Raw genomic sequence first — 25,572 nt, 5'->3', positions numbered from 1 at the left:
TAGGCGTAAATGAAAAACCCTGATTACGATTTAAGCAATCAGGGTTCTCAAAATTTAATAACGAATTTTTGTATTGTACTATTTTACGTTATAGTGTATCACGCTACGGCCTATATTACCCTCGGCGTCAATGCCTTCAATTATGGCGCGGTATGAGCCGCGTTGGTCACTGTTAAAGAAATTGATAGTTGCAGTACCTGTTGCTTTATCGGTAATTACGTTCGGTTTCCAATAAATGGTATTGCGCAAATCGCCGCCAAGGGTGCCTGCTTTGGTTACATCATATTTAGGCGAGTAAAACTCTTTGGCCTTGGTATAGCCCTGCACGGCAAAAGTAATTACGTTTTGTTTAGGGATAAGCTCCTGCAACTGGGCAAGTGTTATCTTTTGTTTTTTGACAACTTTTTTATTGATAACCATTACACCTTTAGTTTGGGTGCTACGATTGATCCCGCTTACGCCGTCGTTTAAAAAGATCTCGACGGATTCTACCTCGCTTGCCGCCATACTTGATAGGAAGTTGGCATCAACAGGTAAGCTTCCTACATATATCTGTACCGGAGTGCGGCTACCAGAATTGTAATCGCGGGTAATGTAAAAATTGTTATCAATATAAGTAAGGCCCATTGCCATGGTTGATAAACAGTTTATAAGCAGGGGGCAACCATCTAATTGTTGTGTTGATATTTCATGGTCGGCCAACATAGGCAAGCCTGCAAATGTACCATAATCGGTATGGCTTGCTTTTTTTACAATTTTGGTCGATTTTACTACAACTTCCTTTATAGTACGTGAACTTTGATATTGCTTATAGCTGTTTTGCAGATAAGGGCGGAAAGTACTGTCAATATTCAGGATTTCATCGGGGATGTTATTGTTTTTGCTCAGTTTTTGATAAGCTTCGCCATTAACCGATATAACCATGTTGCGTCCGTTAGGGTTGTTGCGGGCACTCAGGGTGATTTTTGATGTGTCCGGCACATTCACATTCGAAAATTTAAAGTTGCCCGACATGTCGGTAATTGTCTCTGCCGAAAAGTTTTTATCGGGGATCAGCAACCTTATGCTGCCTTTGGCTACCGGAAGACCGGCATTGGTCCTTAAGGTTCCCGTTACGTCAATACCTTGTTCCGGCATCAGGTAAATAGGCGGATTTTTATCTGCCAGTATATCCTCGTAATCAAAACGGCGGTAACCCTGGGTAAGCATTAAAATGTCCAGGTTGTTCAGTTTTTCTTCGTCCGGTTTATTGAAGTAATAGTTTGGTTTTTCAATGTAACCTTTCAGATCAGAGGTAAGCAGCATATTGCTCAATATGGTCGATTCGGCATCTTCATTTGATGGTACGGTGCCATCATCAACCACGGCTACCGAAAAGCTGCCTTCAACCGGCGTTGTATTGTTTTTTGCAGATACAGTGATCTTAACGTTGCCCCTTGTGGTGTATGATGGCTTATCAGTTTTAAGGGCAATATTCATCTGGTCATTGTGCTGGATAAACACTATCCGCTCGCATAAAGCATATCCACCCGATGAAAATAGCGTTACCTGCACAATGCCTGTAGGGAATTTAGTTTTAGGGATATTGGCCGAATAAACGGTACTTTGCAACACTGTTTGAGCCGCATAGTAAATAACGCCGCCACTTTGCGCTACCAGGTAAAAACTTTTGTTTTGTTTACGCTGAAAGAACAGGTCGTTAGCCGATATTTTTACAGTGAGATTGGTTGGATCATTGTTGTAAACGGCAATATTTATCCCCATTGATTGCACGCGCGGCAGGTTATAGGTTGCCTGTGATCCATCGGGGAAAGTGATGTTTGCTTTATATGAACGCTCGATATCGGGTGTAATAGCAAAGATCCCCATACCTAAATGTGCGCTGCTGATCTGGGCTACTTCAGCGCCTTTATCGTCAACTATCGTTCCTTTGATGTCGACACCTAAACCGCTTGAAGCTATGGCTTTAAAAGCAACTTTGGTGCGGATGCCATTGGTTAACTGGCCACCTTCGGGGAAAAACTGGACATCGTAGCCTTTAACCGCAGTGCGCATAGAAAAGCTGCTGCTGATGGTTTTGCGATCGCCAACGTCAATGGCTGTGACCAGGATGCCACCGGTAATTACATCAGCCTGGCTTTCAGGAATATCAACCAATAATACGCCTTTGTCATCGGTAGTACCGCGACCTTTGCTTACCGGGTCGCCATTTTTCATGAGCTGCCAGCTTACTTTTTTGTTGGCATAAGGGCTGTTGTCCGCTCCTTTATAAAGAATGGTGGCATCAACTTTAACACCGGTTTTTTTGCTCGAACTTTTATAACTGATGTTGGTGCGTACCTGGTTATCAATGGCATTACCAACATTGAAAGTATGGTCGTAAAAATAATCAGGGTCAAAATTACGCATCCAGTTGGTGTAACTGCGCAGGCGGTATGCTCCCTGTTTATAGGTATCGCCGTTAAGCACAATGTTACCACTTGCAAACCCATTGGTAACGGCAATACGCTGACTTTCGACCACCGAATCCCGGTTATTGATGAGGTCGACGTAAACTATGCGGCTCAATGCCGACGGCTGATGCTTTTCAATGGTTACATAAGCCTTAAACCAGATGGTATCGCCAACAGCATAGTAAGGTTTATCTGTATGCAGGTAAACTTTTTCGATAGGGTAGCTGGCGCTGAACTTGCTGGTTTTTTCAATTATGGTTGTCAGGGGGATGCTATCCTGCTGGGCAAATACAGACGCGCCAAAGGCAGTTAACAGGCATAATAGGAGTAAAAATCGACGTATGATCATCAATATAAGTTAAAGAAGTAACAGGGGCTAATATAAACATTTAGCCGTATTGCATTTTTAGCGGCCGTTTATTTAACACTTTTTTACAAATGCCTTTTTAGCCAGTTTGCGAAAGTTAAACGCTAAAAGCTATACGTTTATGCAAAATAGCACAATTGTTACTTAGTTGTTGTTTTAGCTTTACCCTCAACGTGTACCGAAACCACACTTGAGTGGATCATGCCCAGTGTTGTACCAGGTTTTACGTTAAGATAAAACTTAAAGTAGCTCTCCACAACAGCTTTTGATGTATGAATATAATCGGCCTCTCTTTCCTGGTCGCCGTTAAATCCAACAAGAGGAACGCCATAATATAAGTTGCCTTTATCATCAACATACATGGTGAAGGAATAGTAAAAATCTTTATATGCGTTTTTGATCACGATGTCGTAAGTAGGGTCAAGGTAATCATCAGAGTTATCGAAGTTGTTGAGGATATCGGGTTTGGTAGTGCGGCGCGATACCGTAACCAACGGGCTTTTACTCGTGATAACAGCTGGTTGCCTTGCTGCAAAAGCCCTGGTGTAATCTGCTGTTGCTTTCGCGGCAAGCGAACGAATGAATAACGTATCGGCACGGCTTGGCCTTCTCAACGTAGTTGTATCGGTGTGCAAAACGTTTTTTACATAATTATCAGCAAAAAATCGCATGAATACTTTGGTACCTTTAACATCGAGTGAATCACCTTTCTGGATCAGGATCTCCATGGTGATGCTATCTTTATCAATCTTTCTGATCTTTAACCATGAGCGGGCTGCATTAAAAATAGAATCATAGCCACGTGTAAGCGGGAAATTTATAAACGCATTTTTGGTAGGACTGAAAATGCTTACAGAATCATCTGAAACAAATTTTAGCTTCCATTGCGGCTCCAACTGATAGCCGTATTCGTTAAACGATAGACCGTTTTTTTGACGCCTGGATACCTCAGAATAATTGATACCGTTGTAAGGCCTGAATGAAATAAGCTCTTTTTTCTTTTGGCCCGGCTGGCTATTGCCGCAGCCCGATATAGAGGCAGATATGATGATGAGCAACCCGAATGCTGCCGTTTTTAACGTTTTTAGATTGATGAATAGCATTGCCGCTAAAGATATACATAATTAGATAAATGGCTAAAAAATGAACCGATATCATTACAGGCCACTTTTGCCGGTAACGTTTACCGCAATCTCGCTGGTATGCACAATGCCAAGCGTACTGCCTGGCTTCACATCAAGATAAAACTTGAGGTAAGTTTCCATTACGGCTTTTGAAAGGCGGGTATTGCTTACCCTTTGAGTTTCTTCGAAAAATACCCGCAGGGGTTTGCCATAATACATCCGCCCCATGGGATCAACAAAAATTGAGAACGAATAGTAAAAGTTTGCATAGGCTTTATCAATAGTGATGTCAAACTCGGGTCGCATATAGTCGGATGGGTTAAAATTGTTGAGCATGGTTGGCTCGGTATGGAGTTTTTTTATTTTTATCCGGTTGCTGCTGCTGCTAAGCTCAACCGGTTGCCGGGCTGCAAAGGCTTTTTCAATGTTTTTGTTGGCAGCGTCGGCTAACCGCTTTATATATATCGAGTCTTTGCGGTTTGGGCTTTTACATTTGCTCAAATCGCCGTGGAGCGTGTTTTTAATATAATTATCGGCATAAAAAAACATGAAAACCTTTGCTCCTCGGGTATCAACCGAATCGCCACTGGCTTTAAGCATTTCGATGATCATACTATCCTTAGTCATGGTTTTAACTTTTAACCAGGTGCGGGCGGTATTAAAAACGGAATCGTATCCGCGGGTAAGCGGAAAATTGATGAATTGTTTTTTTGTTGGACTGTAAATGCTGGCTGAATCATCGGAAACGAATTGCATTTTCCATTGCGGTTCTAATTGATAACCTGAGTTATTAAATGACAGTCCATTATCTGATCTGCGTGCTATTTCCGTATAGTTAATACCCAATACAGGTTTAAACGAAATCAGGTCTTTTTCGCCATTGTGTTTAACGATGTTACGTTGTTTGCAGCCCATGCAAAGCAAAGCCAATACAAAGCAGGTTAATTTTGCCATTGGTTGTTGGTTATCATATAGGTATTTATTAAATATATAACTTATTATGAACGCTAAAATGAGGAGTTTACATAATCTTTTGACTTAGATCTATACGCCCCGGTTCCCTGTAACATGAACAGCTATCTCGCTGGTATGTACTATACCAAGTGTTTTACCAGGAATGAAATTCAGGTAGTATTTAAGATAACTGTTCATTACTGCCGTAGAGAGGTGAATATAATTTTCCTCGTAGCTTTTCTCCGAGAATACTGTAAGGGGTTTTCCATAATGTATTTGCCCGGCCGTATCAACAAACACAGAGAATGAATAGTAAAAATTGGCGTAGGCTTTATCGATAGTAATATCAAACTCGGGGTTCATATAATCATAAGAGGCATCGAAGTTGTTGAGCATGGTTGGCTCGGTATAACGCTTACTGATAGTAACCAACGGACTTTTGCTTTTAAGCTCTGCGGGTTGCCTGGCCGCAAATCCCTTTTTAAAATCTTTATTTGCTGCTTCGGTTAATGATTGTATGTACACACTATCCTTACGGTTGGGGCTTTTGCAATGGCTTATATCTCCATGAAGCACGTTTTTAATATAATTGTCGGCATAGAAAACCATGTAAACTTTGGCGCCCCTGGTATCCACCGAATCGGCATATGCCTTGAGTAGCTCAACGATGAGGCTATCCTTTGTTATGGTTTTAACTTTAAGCCAACTGCGAGCCGTATTAAAAATAGAGTCATAGCCACGGGTAAGGGGGAAATTGATAAACCGCTTTTTTGTTGGGCTATAAATGCTGGCGGAATCATTTGAAACAAATTGCATTTTCCATTGCGGTTCCAACTGATAGCCGAAACTGTTAAAAGAGAGGCCATTCTGTGAACGTCGGGCAATTTCGGTGTAGCTGATACCCAGTACGGGTTTAAATGAGATGAGGTCCTTTTCGCCGTTGTGCTTAACGATGTTGCGTTGTTTGCAGCTAAGGCAAAACAAAGTCAATACAATGCAGGTTAGTTTTGTAACAGGTTTAGCGGTTAGCATGTAGGTTTTATATATATAATAAATATACGGTATCTATCTACTCCTAAATGTTAAATAATGCTAAAATTGCAGGCTGAAATAAATTCGATATAATCTGATGGCAGTTGAAATAGAACGTAAGTTTTTGGTAGATCACGAAAAATGGCAGCAGTTAGCAAAGCCTGAGGCAATGCATTTCAGGCAGGGATACATCTTTAGCGATGAAAAGAAAACTATCAGGGTAAGGGTTACCGATACTGATGCATTTATTACCATAAAAGGAAGCACTGCAGGTTTTAGCCGCAGTGAGTTCGAATACACTATCCCTATAGCTGATGGCAATCAGCTACTTGATAACTTTGCCTCATCCGAATTGGAAAAATATCGCTACAACATCAACTATGCAGGTAAACTTTGGGAGGTTGATGAGTTTTTAGGCGATAATGGCGGCTTGCTCATGGCCGAGATTGAACTTGATAGTGAGGATGAAAAATTTGAATTACCGCCCTGGGTAACTACCGAAGTAACCGGAGATAAGCGATATTACAATTCCTTTTTAAGCGTCAATCCGATTAAAAACTGGTAAAGATTTTTCAGGCGCATTCGGGTAAGCCCAGCAGGTAGTCTGGTTCCGATTCGTCATTCACAGTTTTAACATATTTATTACCCTGAGGGCACACAGCCGGGATCAAACTGGTTTTATTACCCTTGTTATCGATGATATAAGCTTCGCCGTCTTCATTTTTTATCCAATCATACAGCTTTGAGCGTTCGGTAAGACCTTTTACATTGATCCGTTCGTTGATCCATTCAAGCGCATCGATGGCCACATAGGGATTATCATGAGGCCGGGTATCGGTTTTTATACATACTATACGTACTGCCATTGTGTTATTTGCATTAGATGTTCAGGTGGAATAAAAATATGGCAAAAAACAATACCCCGAAATAGGTATAATCACCCAATTTTCACTACGTAAAATTACCTATAGCTCAAGTGCCGGTACATATTTCGGGGCAATAATCTACACTGAAAAGATGTTTTATGTGCTTGAAAATGAACATGGAGCGATATGCCGAATTAGCCGGCACGCAAAAAAGCATATGAAATGGATTTTGGAAAATTTAAAAGAATTATTGTGTAACCAAAAGGTTTCATTTATATTTGTAACCGAACGGTTTCACATGATTGTTCAGTTATTATGCGAAGAGATGTTTTTCAGGCCATTGCTGACCCTACCCGGCGCGAGATCATTAACCTGCTGGCCCACCGGCAAATGAACTTGAATGCGGTGGCCGATAATTTTGATATCAGCCGCCCAGCTGTATCAAAACACATAAAAATATTAACCGAATGTGGCCTGCTTGTTGTTAAACAGCAGGGAAGGGAGCGCTATTGTCATGCCGACTTAAAGCAGCTAAAACAAGTTACCGACTGGGCCGAACAATACCGCCAGTTCTGGACGCAAAAACTGGATGCCTTGGACGCATTTTTAACCAATGAACAAAAAACAGATAACCATAAAAACAACAAACTATGAGCACGCAACCATTTGTAATTGAAAGAGTTTACGCAGCGCCCATCAAAAAAGTATGGGAAGCCATTACCGTTAAGGAAAAGATGAAAGAGTGGTATTTTGACTTTGCCGAATTTAAGCCCGAGGTAGGTTTTGAATTTGAATTTACCGGAAGCGACGGAAATAAAGAATTTCTTCATCTGTGCCGGGTAACTAAGGTTGTTGAGGGCAAAACCATTGCTTACACCTGGCGCTATGATGGTTATGAAGGTAATTCGGAAGTTACCTGGGAGCTTTTCCCGGAAGGAGAGGGTACTAAATTGATACTCACTCATAGCGGGCTCGAAACCTTCCCGCCACTGGATTCATTCAAAAAAGAAAATTTTGTTGCCGGCTGGACACATATTACAGGTATCTCGCTTAAAGAGTACCTTGAAAAGTAATAAAAGGTATTATTTATTGCTGTTGCCCATAAAACAACAAAGCCGGGCAAACGCCCGGCTTATAATTAAAACAATATGATAAGGAGATATCTGCTTTAGAAGTTAAACCAACCTCTGATCTCTAACCTCCAATCTCTACCACTAAAACACCTGGTCAAACTGGTTAACGGCGTCTTTGCTTTCCAGCAGAGAGTGGCCCATTAAAAACTCGTCAACCTTGCGGGCAGCTTCACGGCCTTCAGATATAGCCCAAACCACCAGTGATTGTCCGCGGCGCATATCGCCTGCTGTAAACACTTTGCTTACGTTGGTACGATAAACACCTTCTTTGGCTTTAACGTTTTTACGGTCGTCAAGTTCAACGCCAAGCTGGCTGATGAAGGTATCATGTTGTGGGTGTAAAAAGCCCATAGCCAGGAATACACGCTGACAAGGGATTTCACGCTCCGAACCTTCAACTACGTGGAATTTTACAGGGCGGCCCATAAAATCCTGTTCCCATTCAACATCAACTACTCGCAGGGCACGCAGGTTGCCTTCTTCATCGCCTAAAAACTCTAAGGTATTAACGCCCCAGAAACGGTCGGCGCCTTCCTCGTGAGAACTGGTGGTTTTCAATACCATTGGGTAAGTAGGCCATGGCATGTGCTGTGTACGCTGAGCCGGTGGCTGAAACATCACCTCAAATTGTTTGATAGATGCTGCACCCTGACGGTTTGAAGTACCCACACAGTCCGATCCGGTGTCACCACCGCCAATTACTACTACGTCTTTACCGGTAGCTATGATCTCTTCGGCAGTAACGTCGATATTGCTAACGCGTTTGTTTTGCTGTTTCAGGAAATCCATTGCAAAATGAATCCCTTTTAACTCACGGCCCGGAATGTTAAGGTTACGCGGGATAGTTGAACCACCCGCCAAAATCACGGCATCGTTGTTGCGTACCAGCTCTTCGGCAGCCACGTTTACACCAACCTCGCTATTGTATTTAAATACAACGCCGTCTTTTTCCATTACTTCCACACGGCGCTCAACAACCCATTTTTCTAATTTAAAATCAGGGATGCCGTAGCGAAGCAAACCACCTGCACGGTCGTCACGTTCGTAAACAGTTACAGTGTGACCAACTTTTACCAGCTGGGCTGCGGCGGCTAAGCCTGCCGGGCCCGAACCTACAACGGCTACCTTTTTGCCTGTTTTAACAAGCGGAGCAGTTGGTTTTACAAGGTTTTTCTCGTAGGCGATCTCGATGATATGGCGCTCAATTTCCTCAATAGCAACAGGCGGTTTGTTAATGCCTAACACACATGCAGATTCGCATGGGGCAGGGCAGATCCGGCCTGTAAACTCGGGGAAGTTATTGGTTGATGATAATATATGGTAAGCTTCTTCCCAGTTTTTACGATACACGGCATCGTTAAACTCAGGGATAATATTACCAAGGGGGCATCCCGAATGGCAGAAAGGGATACCGCAATTCATACACCTTGCCGATTGCTGGTTAAGCTTCTCTTCGGTGTATAAATTCACAAATTCGTTATAGTTCTTAACGCGTTCAGCAGCCGGAACTTTTGATGGCAGTTCGCGATTAAACTCCTGAAATCCTGTAGGTTTTCCCATTTCTTAGCCTATGGTTTGATATTGTAATTTCTCTAATACTTTTTTATACTCTCTCGGGAATACTTTCACAAACTGGGTTGATGCTTCATTCCAGTTGTTTAGTATCTTTTGCGCCAGCTTACTGCCTGTTAAGGTGATATGCTTACGCAACAGGGTGAGGATCTGCTCTTCGTCTTGTACACTTAGCGGGTCAAGGTCAACCATTTCGGTATTGCAGTTTTCTGCAAAAGTGCCCTCAGGGTTATAAACCCATGCTATACCACCGCTCATACCGGCTGCAAAATTGCGGCCCGTGTTACCAAGGATAAGTGCACGGCCACCGGTCATGTATTCGCAACCGTGGTCGCCGATGCCTTCAACAACTGTGGTGGCGCCTGAGTTCCGCACCGCGAAACGTTCGCCGGCCATACCGCCTACAAACAACTCGCCCGATGTAGCGCCATAAAGGGCCACGTTGCCGATGATGATGTTGTCCTCGGGAACAAATGTTGCGTTAGCTGCCGGATAAACGGCTATTTGAGCACCAGAAAGGCCTTTACCCACGTAATCGTTAGCTTCACCTTCCAGTTCAAAAGAAACGCCCTTGGTTGTGAAAGCAGCAAAGCTTTGACCTGCCGAACCTTTGAATTTGAAGTTAATAGTATTGTCAGGTAAACCAGCCGAACCATAAACCTTCGAGATCTCGTTTGATAGCATGGTACCAATAGTACGGTCAACGTTAATTACATCGAATGATGCAAATACCGGTGTTTTATCTTCCAGGGCAGGTTTAGCTGCCTCAACCAGTTTCCAGTCAAGGATATTAGCCATGCCATGATCCTGTGATTCGCTGTTGTAAAGCGTCATGCCTTTGGTGTTGGTAACCGGATGCAGGATGCCGCTAAGATCAATCTTTTTGGCTTTCCAGCTTTGCAGGTTATCTTTTACTTTCAGGAATTGTACGCGGCCAACCATTTCATGAATGGTTCGGAAACCAAGCTCGGCCATGATCTCGCGTAACTCTTCGGCCATAAAGCGGAACAGGTTTACGATATGCTCAGGTTTGCCCGAGAATAATTTACGCAGTTCAGGATCCTGGGTAGCAACACCTACAGGGCAGGTGTTTAAGTGGCATTTACGCATCATGATACAGCCGCCTGCAACAAGGGCAGCAGTGGCTACACCCCATTCTTCGGCACCCATCAGCGCTGCGATTGCCAAATCACGACCGGTTTTCAGCTGACCATCTGTTTGTAATACCACACGGCTGCGTAGTTTGTTACGTACCAATGTTTGGTGGGCTTCAGTTAAGCCAAGCTCCCATGGTAAACCTGCATGTTTGATTGAGCTGATTGGCGATGCACCTGTACCGCCGTCATAACCGGCAATCAGGATCACATCGGCGTGTGCTTTGGCAACACCGGCTGCAATAGTACCTACACCGGCTTTTGAAACCAGTTTAACGTTGATACGGGCAGCACGATTAGCATTTTTAAGGTCGAAGATAAGCTGTGCCAAATCTTCGATAGAGTAAATATCGTGGTGCGGCGGAGGCGAGATTAAGCCTACACCCGGAGTAGAGTGACGGGTTTTAGCGATCCAGTCGTCAACCTTGTGGCCTGGCAGCTGACCGCCTTCACCTGGTTTTGCACCCTGCGCCATTTTTATCTGTAGTTCGTCGGCGTTGGTAAGGTAGTTTGAAGTTACCCCAAAACGGCCTGATGCTACCTGTTTGATAGCTGAACGTAACGAATCGCCGTTTGGCAGCTTGTCGTAACGCATTTCATCCTCACCACCTTCGCCGGTATTGCTTTTGCCGCCAATGCGGTTCATGGCAATAGCCATAGTGCTGTGTGCCTCGTGCGAGATAGAGCCGAATGACATGGCACCTGTAGCAAAACGCTTCATGATGCTTTCAGCCGGTTCAACCTCATCAATGCTGATTGATTCGCGGTGGTGTGCAAAATCAAGTAAGCCACGGATGGTGAAGTGTTTTTCAGTTTGCTCATTAACTACTTTAGCATAGTTTTTATATACCTCATAGTTGTTGGTACGTGTAGCGTGCTGCAACAGGTGTACAGTAGTAGGATTAAACAAGTGGGCTTCGCCGCGGCGTTTCCACTGGTAAATACCACCTTCAGGCAACAGGTTATCGGCACCTTTGGCCTCAAAGCCCATTTTATGTTTGCAAAGTGCTTCGCGGGCAATTTCGTCAAGGCCTAAACCGCCTATACGGGTAACCGCACCGTGGAAATATTTGTCAACAACTGCTTTGTTCAAACCAAGGATTTCGAATACCTGTGCGCCATGGTATGACTGCAAGGTTGAGATACCCATTTTTGAGAATATCTTCAACAAACCATCGTTAATAGATTTAACGTAGTTATTACGCAGCTTTTTGATATCGTAGCTGGTTTCAAGGCTGCCATTGTCCTTAAGTGTTTCAATGGTTGAAAGCGCCAGGTACGGGTTAATAGCAGTAGCACCGAAAGCCAATAAGCAGGCAAAATGGTGAACTTCCCATGCATCGCCGGTTTCAACAACCAGGCCTACAGCACCACGGCGACCTTTACGGATCAGGTGGTGGTGTACTGCAGATACAGCCAGCAGGGTAGGGATAGGGGCATGCTCAGAATCAACCGCACGATCCGAAAGGATCAATACCTCAAAGCCGTCATCAACAGCATCTTCGGCGTAGCGGCAAAGGCGGGCGATACCTTTTTCCAGTGAACCTGGCAGGCCATCAGCCTTAAAGTATGTTTGCAGTGTTTTAGCGTGGAACAGGCCGGTATCTATACTACGCAGTTTTTCTAACTGGTGGTTTTTCAATATCGGGTGTTTTAGTACCACGCAATGGCAATGCATTTTATCTTCGTCCAAAAGGTTGCCGTTGTTACCTATAAAGGTAGCAAGGCTCATTACCAAACGCTCGCGGATCGGATCGATCGGCGGGTTGGTTACCTGGGCGAAGAATTGTTTGAAATAGCTTGAAAGGTGCTGTGGTTTATCTGAAAGGATAGCCAAAGGTACATCGGTGCCCATTGAACCTACAGGCTCCTTGCCGTCAAGGGCCATTGGTTTAATGATAGTATCGATATCCTCACGGCTGTAACCAAATACCTGCTGGTAACGGTATACTGAAGCCTCAGACAGGCTGGCGAAAGCCAAACGTGGTTCTGAAAGCTCGCTCAGGTTAATTTTATAGTTCTCTAACCAGCGGCCATATGGCTGCTGTGAGGCAATTTGTTTTTTGATCTCCTCATCAGTAATGATGCGCCCTTTTTCAGTATCTATCAACAGCATTTTACCAGGCTGTAAACGGCCTTTGCGTAAAACGGTGCTTTCGTCGATAGTTAAAGTACCTGCTTCTGATGCAGCTATAACGCGGCCATCATTAGTTACCACAAAACGTAGCGGGCGTAAGCCGTTACGGTCAAGCAGGGCACCCACCAGTTTACCATCGGTAAAGGTGATGGCAGCAGGGCCGTCCCAGGGCTCCATTAATGTAGCATGGAATTCATAGAATGCTTTTTTAAGCGGATCCATGGCTTCGTTGCCATCCCATGCTTCAGGTACCAGCATCATCATTACGTGTGGTAATGAACGGCCGGAGTGCAGCAATACTTCGATGATATTATCCAAACAAGCCGAATCTGACTGGTTGTTATCAATCACCGGCAGCAGCATTTCCATTTCTTCGGCAGTAAAGTATGACGAAGCATATGATTTCAAGCCTGCATAAAACCAGTTTAAGTTACCTGTAAGCGTATTGATCTCGCCGTTATGCGCAATTAAGCGGAACGGTTGGGCCAATTTCCATGAAGGGAAGGTATTGGTTGAGAAACGCGAGTGGATCATAGCAAAGCCTGATGCAATACGCGGATCAGAAAGATCAGCATAGTATTTACGTAGCTGATATGTAGTAAGCTGTCCTTTGTAAATAATTGTTTTACAGCTTAATGATGTAAAATAAAAGTTATCAGAGGCACCGGTTACGGTTTCGGTAATGGTTTTGTTGATATACCTTCTGAGCACGAACAGTTTACGCTCAAAATCATCGGCATTGGTAATATGATGCGGGCGGGCAATATAAATTTGCTCAATATCAGGCTCGGCCTGGCGCGCTGTTTCACCAATAACTGATGAATCAACAGCAAGCTTACGTTCGCCCAGTTTATGCAAACCTAATTTCTCAATTGCATTGTTAATAATAGTGCGGCAGGCCTTCTTCTGGGCCGAATCCTTAGGTAAAAATATCATACCCACACCATACTCGCCGGGTTCCGGCAGGCTGATTTCGAGGTTTGAGCATTCTTCCATTAAAAACTCATGGGGCAGTTGTATTAATATACCTGCTCCGTCCCCGCTTTCGGGGTCGCATCCGCACGCACCACGGTGCTCCATGTTTTCAAGCATGGTCAACGCGTTATCGATGATTTCGTTGGTTTTATGACCGTTTATATTGGCTATAAATCCCGTTCCGCACGAATCGTGTTCAAATTCCGGTCTGTAAAGACCCTGGTGGCTATCAGTTTGATCCATTGTTTAAATTAAACCGTTTACAATTTTATAAGGGGTGTAACCACGAAGTTACCAAAACTCGAATAAATTATAAAATTTACGGTAATTTTTAAAGATTTCTAAAAAAACAATTATTTAAATCATAATTATTTAACATTATCTCAACAAAATAAGATAAATATTATGATGTACAAAATGAAAGTACGAAAAAAATTATTTAGAATCAATATAAAGTTATACCAAACTTGTGCAATACATTTATTAAAGCTGACTTTTTGGCTATAACCAAATTAAATTTTGTGTTGTTTTTCTATATGATTAGTAGGAATTGGCTGGGCGAAGTCCGGTGTCGGTAAGTCGGCAAGTCCGGAAGTTGAATTTTGAAAGATTTCCTATCAAGGTATAGATAGTCCTGGGACTCGGTAGGTCCTAAAAAAAATGTGATAGCTTTTGATTCCGGATTATTGTCTGAACTCGAATTTATAGAATTTAAGGAATTAATATAATGCTATGCAAATTCTATAAATTCTCAGAATTCGTTTAATTCGAGTTCAGACAAAATCAACTACCTATAAGTACACAAATATGAACTCTGCACTTGTGTTTTTACTTTGAACGATGTGTTGGCTTCAACTTCAAATGTTTGTCCGTTGGTAAATGTTTGCCATTTGTCTGCTCCGGGCAGCAATGCTTCAAGGCTGCCTTCAATTACAGTCATGGTTTCGTGGCTTGATGTGCCAAATTCGTATTCGCCGGGTTCAATGACGCCAATGGTTGAGCGGCCCTGCGCTGTAGTGTATGCCAGTGATTTAACGGCACCTTCAAAATATTCGTTTACGTTGATCATGTTTAAAAATTTCGGCCTAATATGGTTAAATAAAATGATTTGTATTATAATTGGGGCTTAACTATTAAAAGTCGCCGCGCGGGCGAATGTTAAAATATGTGAAAAAAGTAAATCTGTTGTGATTATTACTTCTTAAACATCGTTATTTGCATAAAATTTATATATGAGGAAAATCCAACTATTAATGCTGTTCGTTTTATCAGCTATAATATTTCAGGGCTGTAAAAAGGACGTTGTTACTTCTGCTTCTACTACTTCCGACCAAATACTTGCTGCTACTATAAACGGTACATCATGGATACCAGATGATGTTACTGCTACAATAACTTATGACGCTGCTACTAAAACAAAATCATTTGATGTTGTTGGTACCGCCGATTTAAAAAGAGTTAAATGGACAATCACCTTAAGTGATGCTGCATCCGCTACCAATGTAAATACTTTCCCGTTAAGCACATACAAGGTTGACGCTACAGACAGGGTGAAAATGGCGTATTATACCGCGCCAGGCGGTATAAATTATGATCAGGTAGGAACAGTGGAGCCAGGATCGGGTACCATTATCGTTACATCTATTGATCCATCTAAAAATGTAATTACCGGTACATATTCTATGACTACAAAAAAAGTTAACTATGATGATGACGGAAACATTGCTTCGATAGAAACATCTCAAATTTTAGGCGGAACGTTTACCAATTTGCCTTATACATTTAGCTCTAAATAATTCATTATAACTGCATAAGCAAAGCCCCGTTACTGCATAAGTAATCGGGGCTTTGTTTTATCTGTCGATATATAAAATATCTGTATTCGATTGATTTTGTAGGAATTAAGTTCTAATACGTTTAAATTAGGTTAAAAGTAAACGTATGGAAAACTTTTGGCAGGAAAGAAAGGAATGGCTTGACAAATTAACCTTAGAAGATGCTAAGTTTATATTTGAGCAGGCCGAAAAATCATATAGTTACACCATCGAAACGGCAAAGGGAATTTATGAACGATCAAACGGGTTGCTGACGCTGGTTTCCGGTATTCTGATCGGTTTGGTGGCTTATGCCATAGGAAAGTGGAAGGATATGCCCCACATGGATAGTTTGTTGTTTACAGCCATAGTAGGGATATTTTACTTTTTGATAGTGGGGCTGATGTTTGTACTACAGGGTTTAACACCAAGCGAATACCTGCTGCCTGGTACAGAGCCTAAGGTATACTTTGATAACGCGTTTTTTCACAAAGACATTACTGATAACGAACGGATTTTGAGATTCTACAAAGTGGAAATCATTAATTACCAGGAACGGATTGAGCAAAACACAAAGAAAAATAACTATAGGTGGAACATTTATGTGCTTTGTTTAAGAGCAATATTTTTTTCGCCCATAGTTATGAGTATCGCATTTGCTATTGCAAACATAGCTTCCTGACTACTCGGTTTCAAGGTAATCTCCTTGCTCGTATGAAGAAAGATCATCACTGTTCCACAAACCGGGTGTATCGGAATCCCCTTCCAGGTAAGGTTCGCTGTCTGCGGCAGCTGGCATAGCCTCATCAAGATTGGGGTCTGACCTGCCCACACGGCCTTTGCCTGATGTTTTGATATCCCAGATATCAGGGATATTTCCACCCTCTTCGTCGGGAGCAGGTGTTTCGTCCGGGTCTGGAAATTGGCTCATAATCAAATAATTATTGCTAATTAAAGTTAAGTTATTATCGGCATAAAAGCAAATGTAAATATGTTTCCTGATTGCCGGCCCATATCCCTTTTTTACTTTTTGCGTAACAATACAAGATCTTCAATTAAAGGTTCTTTAATGCTGACAAATCACATTGCAGATCTTTATCCCAGTTCCCGGTTTTTGCGGCGGCGTCATAAGTGGATTGTAAAAACTGCAGCAAAGTATGTTCGGGATTTACTGATCCGGAAACAACTTCGTAAGTCAATAAAAATTCGCCCATTTCTCCGCTGTAAAATGCTTCGGGGGGCGATACCTGTTGCTGGCCAAAATCAGACGGTGTGGGGTAGCAATAAGAATAAAATACCGGATGAGGAAAAGTATCCGAACCCGGCCAAAAGCCGCACGAGCTTACTTCATGTGAATAGGCTTCCTGCATTATTATAGCAGGCATATTAGGAACACTGCCCTGGTGCTTTGGTGCACTCCTGCCCGAAAAGCGGGTAACAGCCAGGTCAAATCCGCCCCAAAAGAAATGTACCGGACTGTTTTTGCCCTGAAAGCCTGCCCTGAATTCGGTGAAGACATTGTGAATCCTGACCAGGGCCTGCCAGTAATCATGCATAACAGACGCGTTATACTTACATGGTGTATGGTTTTCGGCAAAAGGAACGGCCGGTTCAACCTCGTTAGGTACGGCGTATATTTCTACATCTGCGTTAACCGAGCTAAGATTATCCATGAGCGAGCTGTAAAAAGCAGCCACACTGCCCGTACCGAGTCCAAATGACCGCTTTTCGCCGGTGCTGGTGGAGATATTCAGTGTATGGTCGATAAAGTCAAGGTCGATCTGGAAAACGCCGCCCTCAAACGGCATGCTCCCCGTGGTAAGGCCGGTAGCGCTTACGTACAATGTTACCTGCCACGAATGGTTGATCCAGGGCATTTGCTGTAATCTTACTTTACCAATGATTTGAGTCCACATATGGACACTTGCAAGGGTATCTCTTAGGTCGTGGTAATCAAGCTTTGGCCAGCGTGTTGTTATCGGATTGTTCATAAGGGTAGAATTAAACGGATTCGTTTAGTTCTAAATTACTAATGTTTTTGCAGATGTTACCCTGGCTTCCCTGCAAAAAAAATTAGATGGCGATTTTGGCTATGTTTTACCTTATAAGGCATATGTATGCAATTTTTGCCTTCACTGTCACATTTTTATATCATTTGCACCTGTTAACGGTTAGCTAATATGAGTAGGCTAAGTTGGTTGCCAAAATAGTACACTATAAAAAGATCTGTAAAAACTACTTATGGCACTACAAACTAACAGGAAAATTGGGCTGTTAATTAAAACGGGTTTAATGATTATAATAGCAAGTTGCATCAGCTCCGCATCATTTGGGCAGACAGCACACCTAAACCCATGGGCTCCTAAACCGCTGGGCACATTGCCCCCTCCGGTAAGTCTCAGTAACGGCGTTTGGCTTAAGGGCGAGCTGCATATGCATTCACGGCATAGTATGGAATCATCAAATAATTCGATCAGTAAAATAATTGCTTTTTGTAAGCTGGTGGGGATTGATTTTCTTGCTATTACAGATCATGACAACCATGTTGAGGGAGATGTAGCCCACAATACCTGGGTCGACCCTGAATTTAAATCAGACTCGGTATTGCTGCTGTATGCTGCCGAATGGACAACTACTCGTGGTCACGGTAACGCCTTTTCGGCTAAACCTTATGATCATCAGCAGTTATATGACGTGCGCGACCAGCGTGATACTGTAGTTGGCCGTATAAAAAACAAACTGGGTATACATCTGTCGGCTAACCACCCAAGTGGTAAAGATCATTTTGGATATTCTTATGATATGGTTAATTCTATCGAGGTATGGAATTCGGCCATATGGTCAAAAAATGCCAATGCTATTATGATCTGGGACGATATGTTGTCATCGGGCCGGAAGCTAACAGGCAGGGGAGGGAGTGATGCTCATCATGGTGTTCCTGTGGGGGGTGAAAAGCCCGGGCCAAATACCTATCAGGCAAAGGCTAACTATGCCGGAACGCCCACCACATGGGTGTTCGCTACAGCACGTACTAAACGAGCTGTTATTGACGCATTAACCAATGGGCGGGTATCAATAAGCTCAAACCCTTATGCGCCCCGTGTTGAGTTTTATGCTGATTTAAATGGGGATGGTAAGATGGATATGATGATGGGTGATAATGTGAAAGCAACAGGTAAGCCGGTTAAATTTGAAGTTAAGTTAAGCGGAAGCAGTGTGCGCGATACTACTTACACCATCAACATTGTAAAAAATGGCAATCCGTTTAGTACGCTTAAAATGGATGGAAAAACTGCTTTGGTTGAATTTACCGATACACCGGCAATAGCCGGACGTACCTATTACAGGGTTACGGTTGAAGGGCCATCAACACCTTATCCACAGGTACCGCAGTCGGCAGCTTTAAGCGGGAATATGGTAGGGTTGTCAAACCCGATCTGCTTTAATTTTGATCCTAATTTTTGATAGTACCGCATATAATAGGGAAAACCGCACACGAGCTTACGGTGTACGGTTTCTTATTTTAACTATTAACTAAAAGAACGAAGCTGCAGTTAAAAGTATAGGCGTCTAATAAATAATTCATTAAACACCCGCTTCAATACGGATTTGTTTAATTACAGATAAGGCTGTGGTACACCATTATTAAATAATTACGATGTTTCAGGATATAAAAAGAGCCGCATTGTGTAATGCAAGCGGCTCTTTATTAGCTGGTAGATTATTTGTGTTTTATTGTTTCTTCAACAACACGATCACCGGTACCGGCTGGGTACCTGTAATTTAGTATGAAGCTTTTAGTAGCCGGGTCATAAACGCTTTTCTTTCCGGCAACAGGTAGTAACGGTTGGGTTGCACTAACATTACCAGAAACAGTTACCTCGTTTGTAGCTTCATTTACAGTCAGGGTCATTGATCCGCCAATATCACCAATCTCCGTGCTTACGGCTGTGGCACCGGCTGTAGTAAGGGTTTTATCCCTGTCGATTACACGGTCGCCATTCACAGGGTGGTGGAAAATACCTGTTGAGTGATATTCACCGTCATACTTGTTTTTGATAGCAAAGAAGGTGTACAAGGTATCTTTGCTTTCAGCATGTACGTTTAAACCAGCAGCGTCACTGATTATATATGCAAGCGCATATTTTTTTGTCAGATCAAATTTGCTTCCATCCAATTTGATAGTGAAATAGTTCTGGAAATCCCCGGGTGCAAATTTGGCATTAAGGTTTCCTGAAGTTCCGGCAGTAACTTTGGTGCTGCTTATTGTATAAAGACTTGTAGGAAGTAACTCATACTCTGTATCATTATTTTCGTTGTATTTATCAATTGCGTCGGGAATTGCTTTCAAGATCACCGTCTGATCTTTTTGCAAATCGGCGGCGCTTTTTGCATCACGTTTGATAGAAAAAACGTCAACAGTTTTAATGTTTGTGAATGGATCAAAGAAATGCTGCTGTTCAAGACCGTCCGGAAATCCGACAAACGACTTGCCATTGTCCATAGCCTGCCCGCCAACTTTATCAGCAGCGGTTTCTTTCCGGCAGCCTGAAAAAGCGATCGCAGATGCGATACCGGCAAGAAGTAAATATTTTGATATGTTCTTTTTCATCTTGTGTGTTAATTTTAATTAATTACTTAACGTCCCACCATACGCGCGAATCCTGGCTGTCACCACCACTTAACCTGGCTACTGCGGCGGCCACGTTTTTACCGTTGGTGTTATACTCCGAAGTGGCGTACACAAACCTTCTTACAATCTCTTTAGAAGAGTTTGTTGCATCAGGGGCAGGTTTAAGCACAGGGTAGCCGCTTTTCCTCCATATATCCCAGGCCATATGGCCATCAGGATAACTTGCTACCCAGCGCTGAGTTGAAATTAGTTGGATGTTAGGTGTGCCTAAGCTCTGCGCGAAAGTTTTACCGGCGGCAGATGTTAGCCCCCACTGTACGAATGATTCACCTATACCGGTTTGAAAATCATTAGCTGCTGTTTCATCAGTAAGCCAGCCTAAGGTTACACCTTCGGCTCTTGCCAGCCATACTTCAGAAGCAGTGATCAGGGTCACTGACCCGTTTTCAAGTCTGAAATCGCCCCGCAAAACACGGGCCCATTTTGGATTGGCATCGGTAAAAGCTGTTACTGCTAAACGGGCTAAACCATATGGTACGCCGATACTTGATGTAGTAACGTTACCCGCTTGCTCACTTTCGCCGCCAAATGCTGCCTGACGCGGATCGCTGGTGCTTGCAGTATAATCGGTAAGGGTTTTTGATTCTGCAAAATCCTTACGTCCGTTGTACAGGTTCCACCAAGCACTTTTGTAATTGCCGCCAGGGTATTTCAGAACGAAATTTTGATCTGTGCTAACTATAACACCTGATGTGACAGCTTCTTTTGCCGCAGCAGATGCAATGCTGGTTTCGCTTGTTTTCGACATTTGAATAGCAACAAGCAACTTAAGCGAGTTTGCCATTCTTTTCCATGATGCAACATCACCGCCGTAAATGATATCACCGCTTATTGCTGATGAATCAAATGAGTTTATAGCTGCTGTTAAAGTAGTAATGATACCTTTATAAATATCTTGCTGGGTATCGTATTTAGGCAAAATGTTAGCCGCCCCTTTGAGCGCGTCGCTGTAAGGAACATCGCCCCAAGAATCAGTTACTATCCAGAAAATATACTGTTGTAATATCTTAGCAACATTAACCATGTTTTTATTGGGGTTTTGGTTAATGATAAGCTGCAGGTTGTTCAGGTTACCTGCATAGTTACCTGTAAACCCGTTTTGAGGCAGGTTGTACAATGAAGTACCTGAATACTGCGTTTCTGTAAAATATTGAGCATACTGACCGCCGCTTATCGCCTCGGTACCGGTTGATGCATAACCGCCCAAACCTGCTTCAACGTTTGATAACAAGGCCGAAGGGATAGGCGTTACTGTTGCTGCCGGATTGTTGTTTACATCGCCAAAATCCTTTAGCTTATTGCAGCCCGCGCCTAAAAAGGTAAACGCGCCTGCTAATGTATATAGATATATCTTTTTCATTTTTTCTTAGTCTAATAATCCTTAATCGCTTAGAATGTTACTTTTAGGTTGAAACCAAAACCCCTTGTACCTGGGTATTGTGCAGTTTCACCTTCTGTCGCGGTGATCTCTGACGGATCGAAGTCCTTAGATTTAGCGTATATCAGCAATAAGTTACGGCCGGTTAAATCAATTCTGGCTGATTGGAATACATTTCCTAAACCCCATCTTTTGATCGGCAGGTTGTAACCTACCGCAACCTCACGAAGTTTGATAAAGGTTAAGTCGTAGATATAGGGATCGTAAGTTTTATTGTTTGTTAAACCCTGGTAGTATGATTTTGCATCAACATAGTAGGTAACAGGCTTATTGTCGGCATCTACACCAGTAACTTTAACGCCGCCACCATCTGCAACAGGGTCACGTACCGACATACCTTTATCGTTTAGAGCAGCAGTATTAGCAGTTAAGCCGCTATACTGGCCCCAACGGTTTGATAATGAGGCGAATTTGCCACCAAACTGATAGTCAATATTCGCGCTTAACACAAACTCTTTGAATAAGGTAAATGTGTTTTGTATACCGCCTGTGTACTTAGGCAACGCGCTGCCGAAATATACGTTAGGATCATTAATATAAGCGCCGGATGAAGTTAAGATTGGGACACCGGCCGAGTTACGTTTGATACCATTACCGTAGATCTGTCCCCACCATTTACCTTTTTGATTGATCAGGTAAGGCATATCCGTACCCCAAACGCCGGCAACCTGTACGCGGTCAACACCGTATTTGTTGCTGATCTCAACAACTGTATTGTCCAATAATTGTGCAAAGTTGGTATTAATTGTCCAGCTAAAGTTTGGTAATTTAATTGGGGTGCCGCTTGCGCTTATCTCCAAACCTCTCCGTTTGATCAAACCTACGTTGGTCAGGATAGATGATACACCACTGGCAGCGTTAACCGCTAAGCCCAATGGAAGGTCTTTGTCATCTGCAGCCCAGTAAGTAGCGCCAAAAGTTAAACGGTCATTAAAGAAACCTAAGTCTAAACCAATCTCTTTTGAAGTAGTGGTTGTGCCATGTAATGCGGGATCAACAAATTGAGTTGGGCCGCCTTGTAATAAGGCGCCGTTCCATTTATTTGGAGCGATGCCGTATAGTGTATTGTTCCTGTATGCGCCAAATGTTTCGGTTGAGTTACCTAAGGCTAACGGTACCTGGCCCCATGATCCCCTAACTTTACCATAGCTTAACCAGTCTTTAAATTCAGGCAATACCTCGCTGAATACGAATGATCCACCAAATGATTTTGACAACACTGAGTTAGCGTTGTTTATAGTAGAGATGGTTGAAAACCAGTCGTTACGTAAAGTCGCGTCAGCATATACAATCCTTTTGTAATTGGCAGAAGCTTTTGCAAATACCGCGCGGTATTGCTCCTGGATCCTGGTATTGCTGGCACTGATAGGGTCGACAGAGTTTGCTAATGTATATAAATCCGGAACACTTAAACCGTTGTTGGTATTTGCGCCGTTGTCTTTGTAACTCCAATTATAAAAATCGCTACCGGCGTTAACATTCAGGTGGAAATCTTTGATCTGCTTATCATAATTAATCAAGGTTTCGTAGTTTTCACGGTTTGAGTACGATGTTGAAGTACCATAACCTGCTTTTTGACCTGTTTGAGTACCACTTGCCTGTATCTCAGACGAAATTTTACCTTCATTCCAGGTGTTGGTTTGGTTGCGGCGGTAGGTAACCTTAAAGCTTAAATCGTTATTGATCTTGTACTGTAAGTAGATGTTTCCATACAAACGATCGCGGGTGTTAAGGTTTTGCCATTGTTTTTGCCATAAATATGGGTTGTACCAATAGTTACCTGCATAAAATGAACCTGGATTAGATGCGTCGTATGAGTTAGGGTTTTGGTGGTTCCAGCTTACGTAAGTTCCGTCAGGTGATTTTAAATCCTGTAATTCTTTCATGATGCCCATGTCCAAATCACGGTGAAACCATGAGTTGAACGAGCCGCTTGAAGCACTTGCGTAAGCATCACTGATCTGGCCATGAAGTTGTGTGCCCGAAAAATTGATGCTTGCACCTGCAGTAAGGTGTTTGTTAAGATCAAAGTTAGCATTCAGGGTAAAGTTGTTCTTGTTTAACCAGGTTTCAGGTACTATACCTGTGGTGTGCTGGTTGTTGTACGACATCCTGATATTGTAATCATCAGTGGCTTTAGTAAATGCTACACTGTTGTTTAAGGCAACACCGGTGCGGAAAAAATCTTTGGCATTATCTGGCTGCGGTGTCCATTTTGCGGTTTTGAACGAGTATTTGGTGCCTGCAGCCCATGCATACCATGGAATATACTCCTGGCCAACCATTTTAGGGCCCCAACTGCTGTCGTCGGTATAATCCGGGTAATATTTGCCGTCTAATGCTTTCCATCCTTCAGGATCACCATCTTTCCAATGGTACTGGATAAAATCGGCAGAGGCACCGCCGCCATAGCTGTTTTGGTAGTTAGGCAGGATGTAAGCCTTGTCGAAATTGGCACCAAGGTTTAATTCAACACCAACACCTTTTGATTTTTTACCTTTTTTAGTTGAGATAACGATAGCACCATAAGCACCTTGTGAACCAAACTGTGCAGATGCAGCAGGGCCGTTCAGGATACTGATGTTGTCGATGTCGTCATTGCTCAAATCGTCAGCATTTGGCATTATGGTACCGTCAACAACATATAAAGGGTTGTTGCCGCTACCAAAGCCTGTAGCACCACGAAGCCTGATGTTGGTATTACGGCCCAATGCTGCAGCTGACTGGCTGCGTACCTGAACACCGGCTACCTTACCGGCCAGTGCGTTGTTAACGTTAGGCTGGCGTATGGTATTCAATGCATCTGACTTTACCACCTGTGCAGCATAAGAAGCCGAACGTGATGATTGTTTGGTACCGTAAGCACCGGTGATTACAACCTCAGATAACTTGTTGGCGCTGCTTGTGAGCTTAACATCCAGGGGAGCCGAAGTAATTTCGACTGTTGAGGAAGTAAAACCGATAAAGCTAAAGCTTAATGATTTGGCAGATGAAGGAACAGATAACGAGAATTTACCATCTGCATTTGTTTGTGTACCCAGCGTGGTACCTACAACTCTCACGGACACGCCTGGCAGCGGTAGTCCATCGTCTTTTGAAGTTACCCGGCCGGTAACCGTTTTGTTTTGTGCATGTACCACACTAATAAATAGCATGAACAAACACCAGCTTGCGAGTAGGAGTTTTTTCATTGTTAAAAAATCAGTTTTAGTTAATACCCAAAACTACAATTTTTGTAATAAAATGAAAAAAAAGTTGAAAAAAGTTTAATATTTCAAATGTATATTTAAATATTGATAAAAAAAATGATAAAACGTTGTTTCAATATCGATAAAAAGTCGATTTTTTTAGATTCCTCATATAAAATTCATGTAAATTTTATATGAATTTTAGTTTTTGGGATTTGTGAAGGTAGGATATAGGTAAAAAAGACGCAATATCTCGGATAAATACCGCATTATCGAAAATAATTGAGTAATAAGCTTAAAAAATGAAGCTTTTTAATCCAATTTTTGTTAAATACGTGTCTAACAAAAATTTGATTATTTCGGCTTTTAAAAATAATAATATTTTTTTGTAAAAAAAAAGTTACAGCGGGTCGAAATGAATAATTTTTTGGTAAAAGCTTTTATCATTAATATCTATGTTAATGTGGTTTCTGTTTAAATTATTGTTTATCATTGTGTTATGATCTTTGTCGTGACGTGGGATTATTATTCCTGGCAATGATTTATTTCTTTGATGACATATTCAGGCAAAATAATAATGGCCGACTATGATTTTTTGTATTTTATTTTATGAAAAAATAATTGATTTTTTTTGCCCTGATCAGGATTTCGAAAGTTTTTTAATCGAAAATG

Annotated in this window: 19 protein-coding genes; 6 read left to right on the top strand and 13 right to left on the bottom strand. The window is 42.5% G+C overall.

Annotated features, from left to right (window positions below; genetic code table 11):
- Positions 1-78: 78 nt before the first annotated feature.
- The 4 genes from AC59JO_RS00645 to AC59JO_RS00630 all read right to left on the bottom strand — a co-directional run bounded on the left by AC59JO_RS00645 (position 79) and on the right by AC59JO_RS00630 (position 5,930).
- Positions 79-2,802, bottom strand: a complete 2,724-nt coding sequence (locus AC59JO_RS00645; protein ID WP_497302776.1) for a carboxypeptidase regulatory-like domain-containing protein — start codon at positions 2,800-2,802, stop codon at positions 79-81.
- Positions 2,803-2,960: 158 nt separating this feature from the next.
- Complete coding sequence (locus tag AC59JO_RS00640) at positions 2,961-3,923, bottom strand: hypothetical protein (RefSeq protein ID WP_413668708.1); 963 nt, start codon at positions 3,921-3,923, stop codon at positions 2,961-2,963.
- Between the two features lie 54 nt (positions 3,924-3,977).
- Positions 3,978-4,898, bottom strand: a complete 921-nt coding sequence (locus tag AC59JO_RS00635) for a hypothetical protein (RefSeq protein ID WP_497302775.1) — start codon at positions 4,896-4,898, stop codon at positions 3,978-3,980.
- 90 nt (positions 4,899-4,988) lie between these two features.
- Positions 4,989-5,930 (bottom strand): hypothetical protein, encoded by a 942-nt coding sequence (locus AC59JO_RS00630; protein WP_413668706.1) that lies wholly within the window; start codon positions 5,928-5,930, stop codon positions 4,989-4,991.
- Between the two features lie 97 nt (positions 5,931-6,027).
- Between AC59JO_RS00630 and AC59JO_RS00625 the strand changes: the two genes are divergently transcribed.
- On the top strand, positions 6,028-6,495 hold the full coding sequence (locus AC59JO_RS00625) for a CYTH domain-containing protein (RefSeq protein ID WP_413668705.1): 468 nt from the start codon (positions 6,028-6,030) through the stop codon (positions 6,493-6,495).
- 7 nt (positions 6,496-6,502) lie between these two features.
- Here AC59JO_RS00625 and AC59JO_RS00620 read toward each other — a convergent pair whose 3' ends face one another.
- Entirely contained in the window at positions 6,503-6,796 is a 294-nt protein-coding gene (locus AC59JO_RS00620; protein WP_413668704.1) for a DUF3892 domain-containing protein, read from the bottom strand.
- Positions 6,797-7,111: 315 nt separating this feature from the next.
- On the opposite strand from AC59JO_RS00620, the gene AC59JO_RS00615 reads away from it, so the two are divergent.
- Entirely contained in the window at positions 7,112-7,450 is a 339-nt protein-coding gene (locus AC59JO_RS00615; RefSeq protein ID WP_497302774.1) for an ArsR/SmtB family transcription factor, read from the top strand.
- Complete coding sequence (locus AC59JO_RS00610; protein ID WP_497302773.1) at positions 7,447-7,869, top strand: SRPBCC family protein; 423 nt, start codon at positions 7,447-7,449, stop codon at positions 7,867-7,869. The genes AC59JO_RS00615 and AC59JO_RS00610 overlap by 4 nt, the downstream gene beginning before the upstream one ends.
- A 141-nt stretch (positions 7,870-8,010) precedes the next feature.
- On the opposite strand, the gene AC59JO_RS00605 is transcribed toward AC59JO_RS00610, so the two are convergent.
- From AC59JO_RS00605 to ppnP, 3 genes are all read right to left on the bottom strand, one after another.
- On the bottom strand, positions 8,011-9,489 hold the full coding sequence (locus AC59JO_RS00605) for a glutamate synthase subunit beta (protein ID WP_413668701.1): 1,479 nt from the start codon (positions 9,487-9,489) through the stop codon (positions 8,011-8,013).
- Positions 9,490-9,492: 3 nt separating this feature from the next.
- Positions 9,493-14,010 (bottom strand): glutamate synthase large subunit, encoded by a 4,518-nt coding sequence (gene gltB, locus AC59JO_RS00600; RefSeq protein WP_497302772.1) that lies wholly within the window; start codon positions 14,008-14,010, stop codon positions 9,493-9,495.
- A 544-nt stretch (positions 14,011-14,554) separates the two neighbouring features.
- Entirely contained in the window at positions 14,555-14,836 is a 282-nt protein-coding gene (gene ppnP / locus AC59JO_RS00595; RefSeq protein WP_413668699.1) for a pyrimidine/purine nucleoside phosphorylase, read from the bottom strand.
- A gap of 163 nt (positions 14,837-14,999) precedes the next feature.
- Between ppnP and AC59JO_RS00590 the strand changes: the two genes are divergently transcribed.
- On the top strand, positions 15,000-15,563 hold the full coding sequence (locus tag AC59JO_RS00590) for a hypothetical protein (RefSeq protein WP_413668698.1): 564 nt from the start codon (positions 15,000-15,002) through the stop codon (positions 15,561-15,563).
- 145 nt (positions 15,564-15,708) lie between these two features.
- Complete coding sequence (locus AC59JO_RS00585; RefSeq protein WP_413668697.1) at positions 15,709-16,263, top strand: hypothetical protein; 555 nt, start codon at positions 15,709-15,711, stop codon at positions 16,261-16,263.
- Here AC59JO_RS00585 and AC59JO_RS00580 read toward each other — a convergent pair whose 3' ends face one another.
- Both AC59JO_RS00580 and AC59JO_RS00575 read right to left on the bottom strand, forming a co-directional pair.
- Positions 16,264-16,512 carry a hypothetical protein gene (locus AC59JO_RS00580; protein ID WP_497302771.1) on the bottom strand — a complete coding sequence of 83 codons (249 nt, stop codon included), beginning with the start codon at positions 16,510-16,512 and terminating at the stop codon, positions 16,264-16,266.
- 124 nt (positions 16,513-16,636) lie between these two features.
- Positions 16,637-17,572 carry a DUF5996 family protein gene (locus AC59JO_RS00575; RefSeq protein WP_413668695.1) on the bottom strand — a complete coding sequence of 312 codons (936 nt, stop codon included), beginning with the start codon at positions 17,570-17,572 and terminating at the stop codon, positions 16,637-16,639.
- A 301-nt stretch (positions 17,573-17,873) separates the two neighbouring features.
- Here AC59JO_RS00575 and AC59JO_RS00570 point away from each other — a divergent pair, with 301 nt between their 5' ends.
- Positions 17,874-19,046 carry a CehA/McbA family metallohydrolase gene (locus tag AC59JO_RS00570; RefSeq protein WP_497302770.1) on the top strand — a complete coding sequence of 391 codons (1,173 nt, stop codon included), beginning with the start codon at positions 17,874-17,876 and terminating at the stop codon, positions 19,044-19,046.
- Between the two features lie 256 nt (positions 19,047-19,302).
- Here the strand turns inward: AC59JO_RS00570 and AC59JO_RS00565 are convergent, their stop codons facing one another.
- Genes AC59JO_RS00565 through AC59JO_RS00555 form a run of 3 tightly spaced genes read right to left on the bottom strand, consistent with a single transcriptional unit; the run spans position 19,303 to position 24,903 of the window.
- The gene (locus tag AC59JO_RS00565; RefSeq protein WP_413668693.1) at positions 19,303-20,193 is read right to left on the bottom strand and encodes a BT_3987 domain-containing protein; all 891 of its coding nucleotides are present in this window, start codon (positions 20,191-20,193) and stop codon (positions 19,303-19,305) included.
- A 22-nt stretch (positions 20,194-20,215) separates the two neighbouring features.
- Positions 20,216-21,634: a SusD/RagB family nutrient-binding outer membrane lipoprotein gene (locus AC59JO_RS00560; RefSeq protein WP_497302769.1), complete on the bottom strand. Its 1,419-nt coding sequence runs from the start codon at positions 21,632-21,634 to the stop codon at positions 20,216-20,218.
- A gap of 29 nt (positions 21,635-21,663) precedes the next feature.
- The gene (locus AC59JO_RS00555; protein ID WP_497302768.1) at positions 21,664-24,903 is read right to left on the bottom strand and encodes a SusC/RagA family TonB-linked outer membrane protein; all 3,240 of its coding nucleotides are present in this window, start codon (positions 24,901-24,903) and stop codon (positions 21,664-21,666) included.
- Positions 24,904-25,572 lie beyond the last annotated feature (669 nt).

Source organism: Mucilaginibacter sp. A5337, assembly GCF_059690695.1.
The sequence above is the reverse complement of the archived record's forward strand: the minus strand, read 5'-3'. Positions and strand labels throughout refer to the sequence as shown.

What these genes read in the sequence shown, in the direction of transcription:
- AC59JO_RS00645 (WP_497302776.1), bottom strand. Translation starts at nt 2,802, where the DNA reads ATGATCATACGTCGATTTTTACTCCTATTATGCCTGTTAACTGCCTTT.
- AC59JO_RS00640 (WP_413668708.1), bottom strand. Translation starts at nt 3,923, where the DNA reads ATGCTATTCATCAATCTAAAAACGTTAAAAACGGCAGCATTCGGGTTG.
- AC59JO_RS00635 (WP_497302775.1), bottom strand. Translation starts at nt 4,898, where the DNA reads ATGGCAAAATTAACCTGCTTTGTATTGGCTTTGCTTTGCATGGGCTGC.
- AC59JO_RS00630 (WP_413668706.1), bottom strand. Translation starts at nt 5,930, where the DNA reads ATGCTAACCGCTAAACCTGTTACAAAACTAACCTGCATTGTATTGACT.
- AC59JO_RS00625 (WP_413668705.1), top strand. Translation starts at nt 6,028, where the DNA reads ATGGCAGTTGAAATAGAACGTAAGTTTTTGGTAGATCACGAAAAATGG.
- AC59JO_RS00620 (WP_413668704.1), bottom strand. Translation starts at nt 6,796, where the DNA reads ATGGCAGTACGTATAGTATGTATAAAAACCGATACCCGGCCTCATGAT.
- AC59JO_RS00615 (WP_497302774.1), top strand. Translation starts at nt 7,112, where the DNA reads ATGCGAAGAGATGTTTTTCAGGCCATTGCTGACCCTACCCGGCGCGAG.
- AC59JO_RS00610 (WP_497302773.1), top strand. Translation starts at nt 7,447, where the DNA reads ATGAGCACGCAACCATTTGTAATTGAAAGAGTTTACGCAGCGCCCATC.
- AC59JO_RS00605 (WP_413668701.1), bottom strand. Translation starts at nt 9,489, where the DNA reads ATGGGAAAACCTACAGGATTTCAGGAGTTTAATCGCGAACTGCCATCA.
- gltB (WP_497302772.1), bottom strand. Translation starts at nt 14,010, where the DNA reads ATGGATCAAACTGATAGCCACCAGGGTCTTTACAGACCGGAATTTGAA.
- ppnP (WP_413668699.1), bottom strand. Translation starts at nt 14,836, where the DNA reads ATGATCAACGTAAACGAATATTTTGAAGGTGCCGTTAAATCACTGGCA.
- AC59JO_RS00590 (WP_413668698.1), top strand. Translation starts at nt 15,000, where the DNA reads ATGAGGAAAATCCAACTATTAATGCTGTTCGTTTTATCAGCTATAATA.
- AC59JO_RS00585 (WP_413668697.1), top strand. Translation starts at nt 15,709, where the DNA reads ATGGAAAACTTTTGGCAGGAAAGAAAGGAATGGCTTGACAAATTAACC.
- AC59JO_RS00580 (WP_497302771.1), bottom strand. Translation starts at nt 16,512, where the DNA reads ATGAGCCAATTTCCAGACCCGGACGAAACACCTGCTCCCGACGAAGAG.
- AC59JO_RS00575 (WP_413668695.1), bottom strand. Translation starts at nt 17,572, where the DNA reads ATGAACAATCCGATAACAACACGCTGGCCAAAGCTTGATTACCACGAC.
- AC59JO_RS00570 (WP_497302770.1), top strand. Translation starts at nt 17,874, where the DNA reads ATGATTATAATAGCAAGTTGCATCAGCTCCGCATCATTTGGGCAGACA.
- AC59JO_RS00565 (WP_413668693.1), bottom strand. Translation starts at nt 20,193, where the DNA reads ATGAAAAAGAACATATCAAAATATTTACTTCTTGCCGGTATCGCATCT.
- AC59JO_RS00560 (WP_497302769.1), bottom strand. Translation starts at nt 21,634, where the DNA reads ATGAAAAAGATATATCTATATACATTAGCAGGCGCGTTTACCTTTTTA.
- AC59JO_RS00555 (WP_497302768.1), bottom strand. Translation starts at nt 24,903, where the DNA reads ATGAAAAAACTCCTACTCGCAAGCTGGTGTTTGTTCATGCTATTTATT.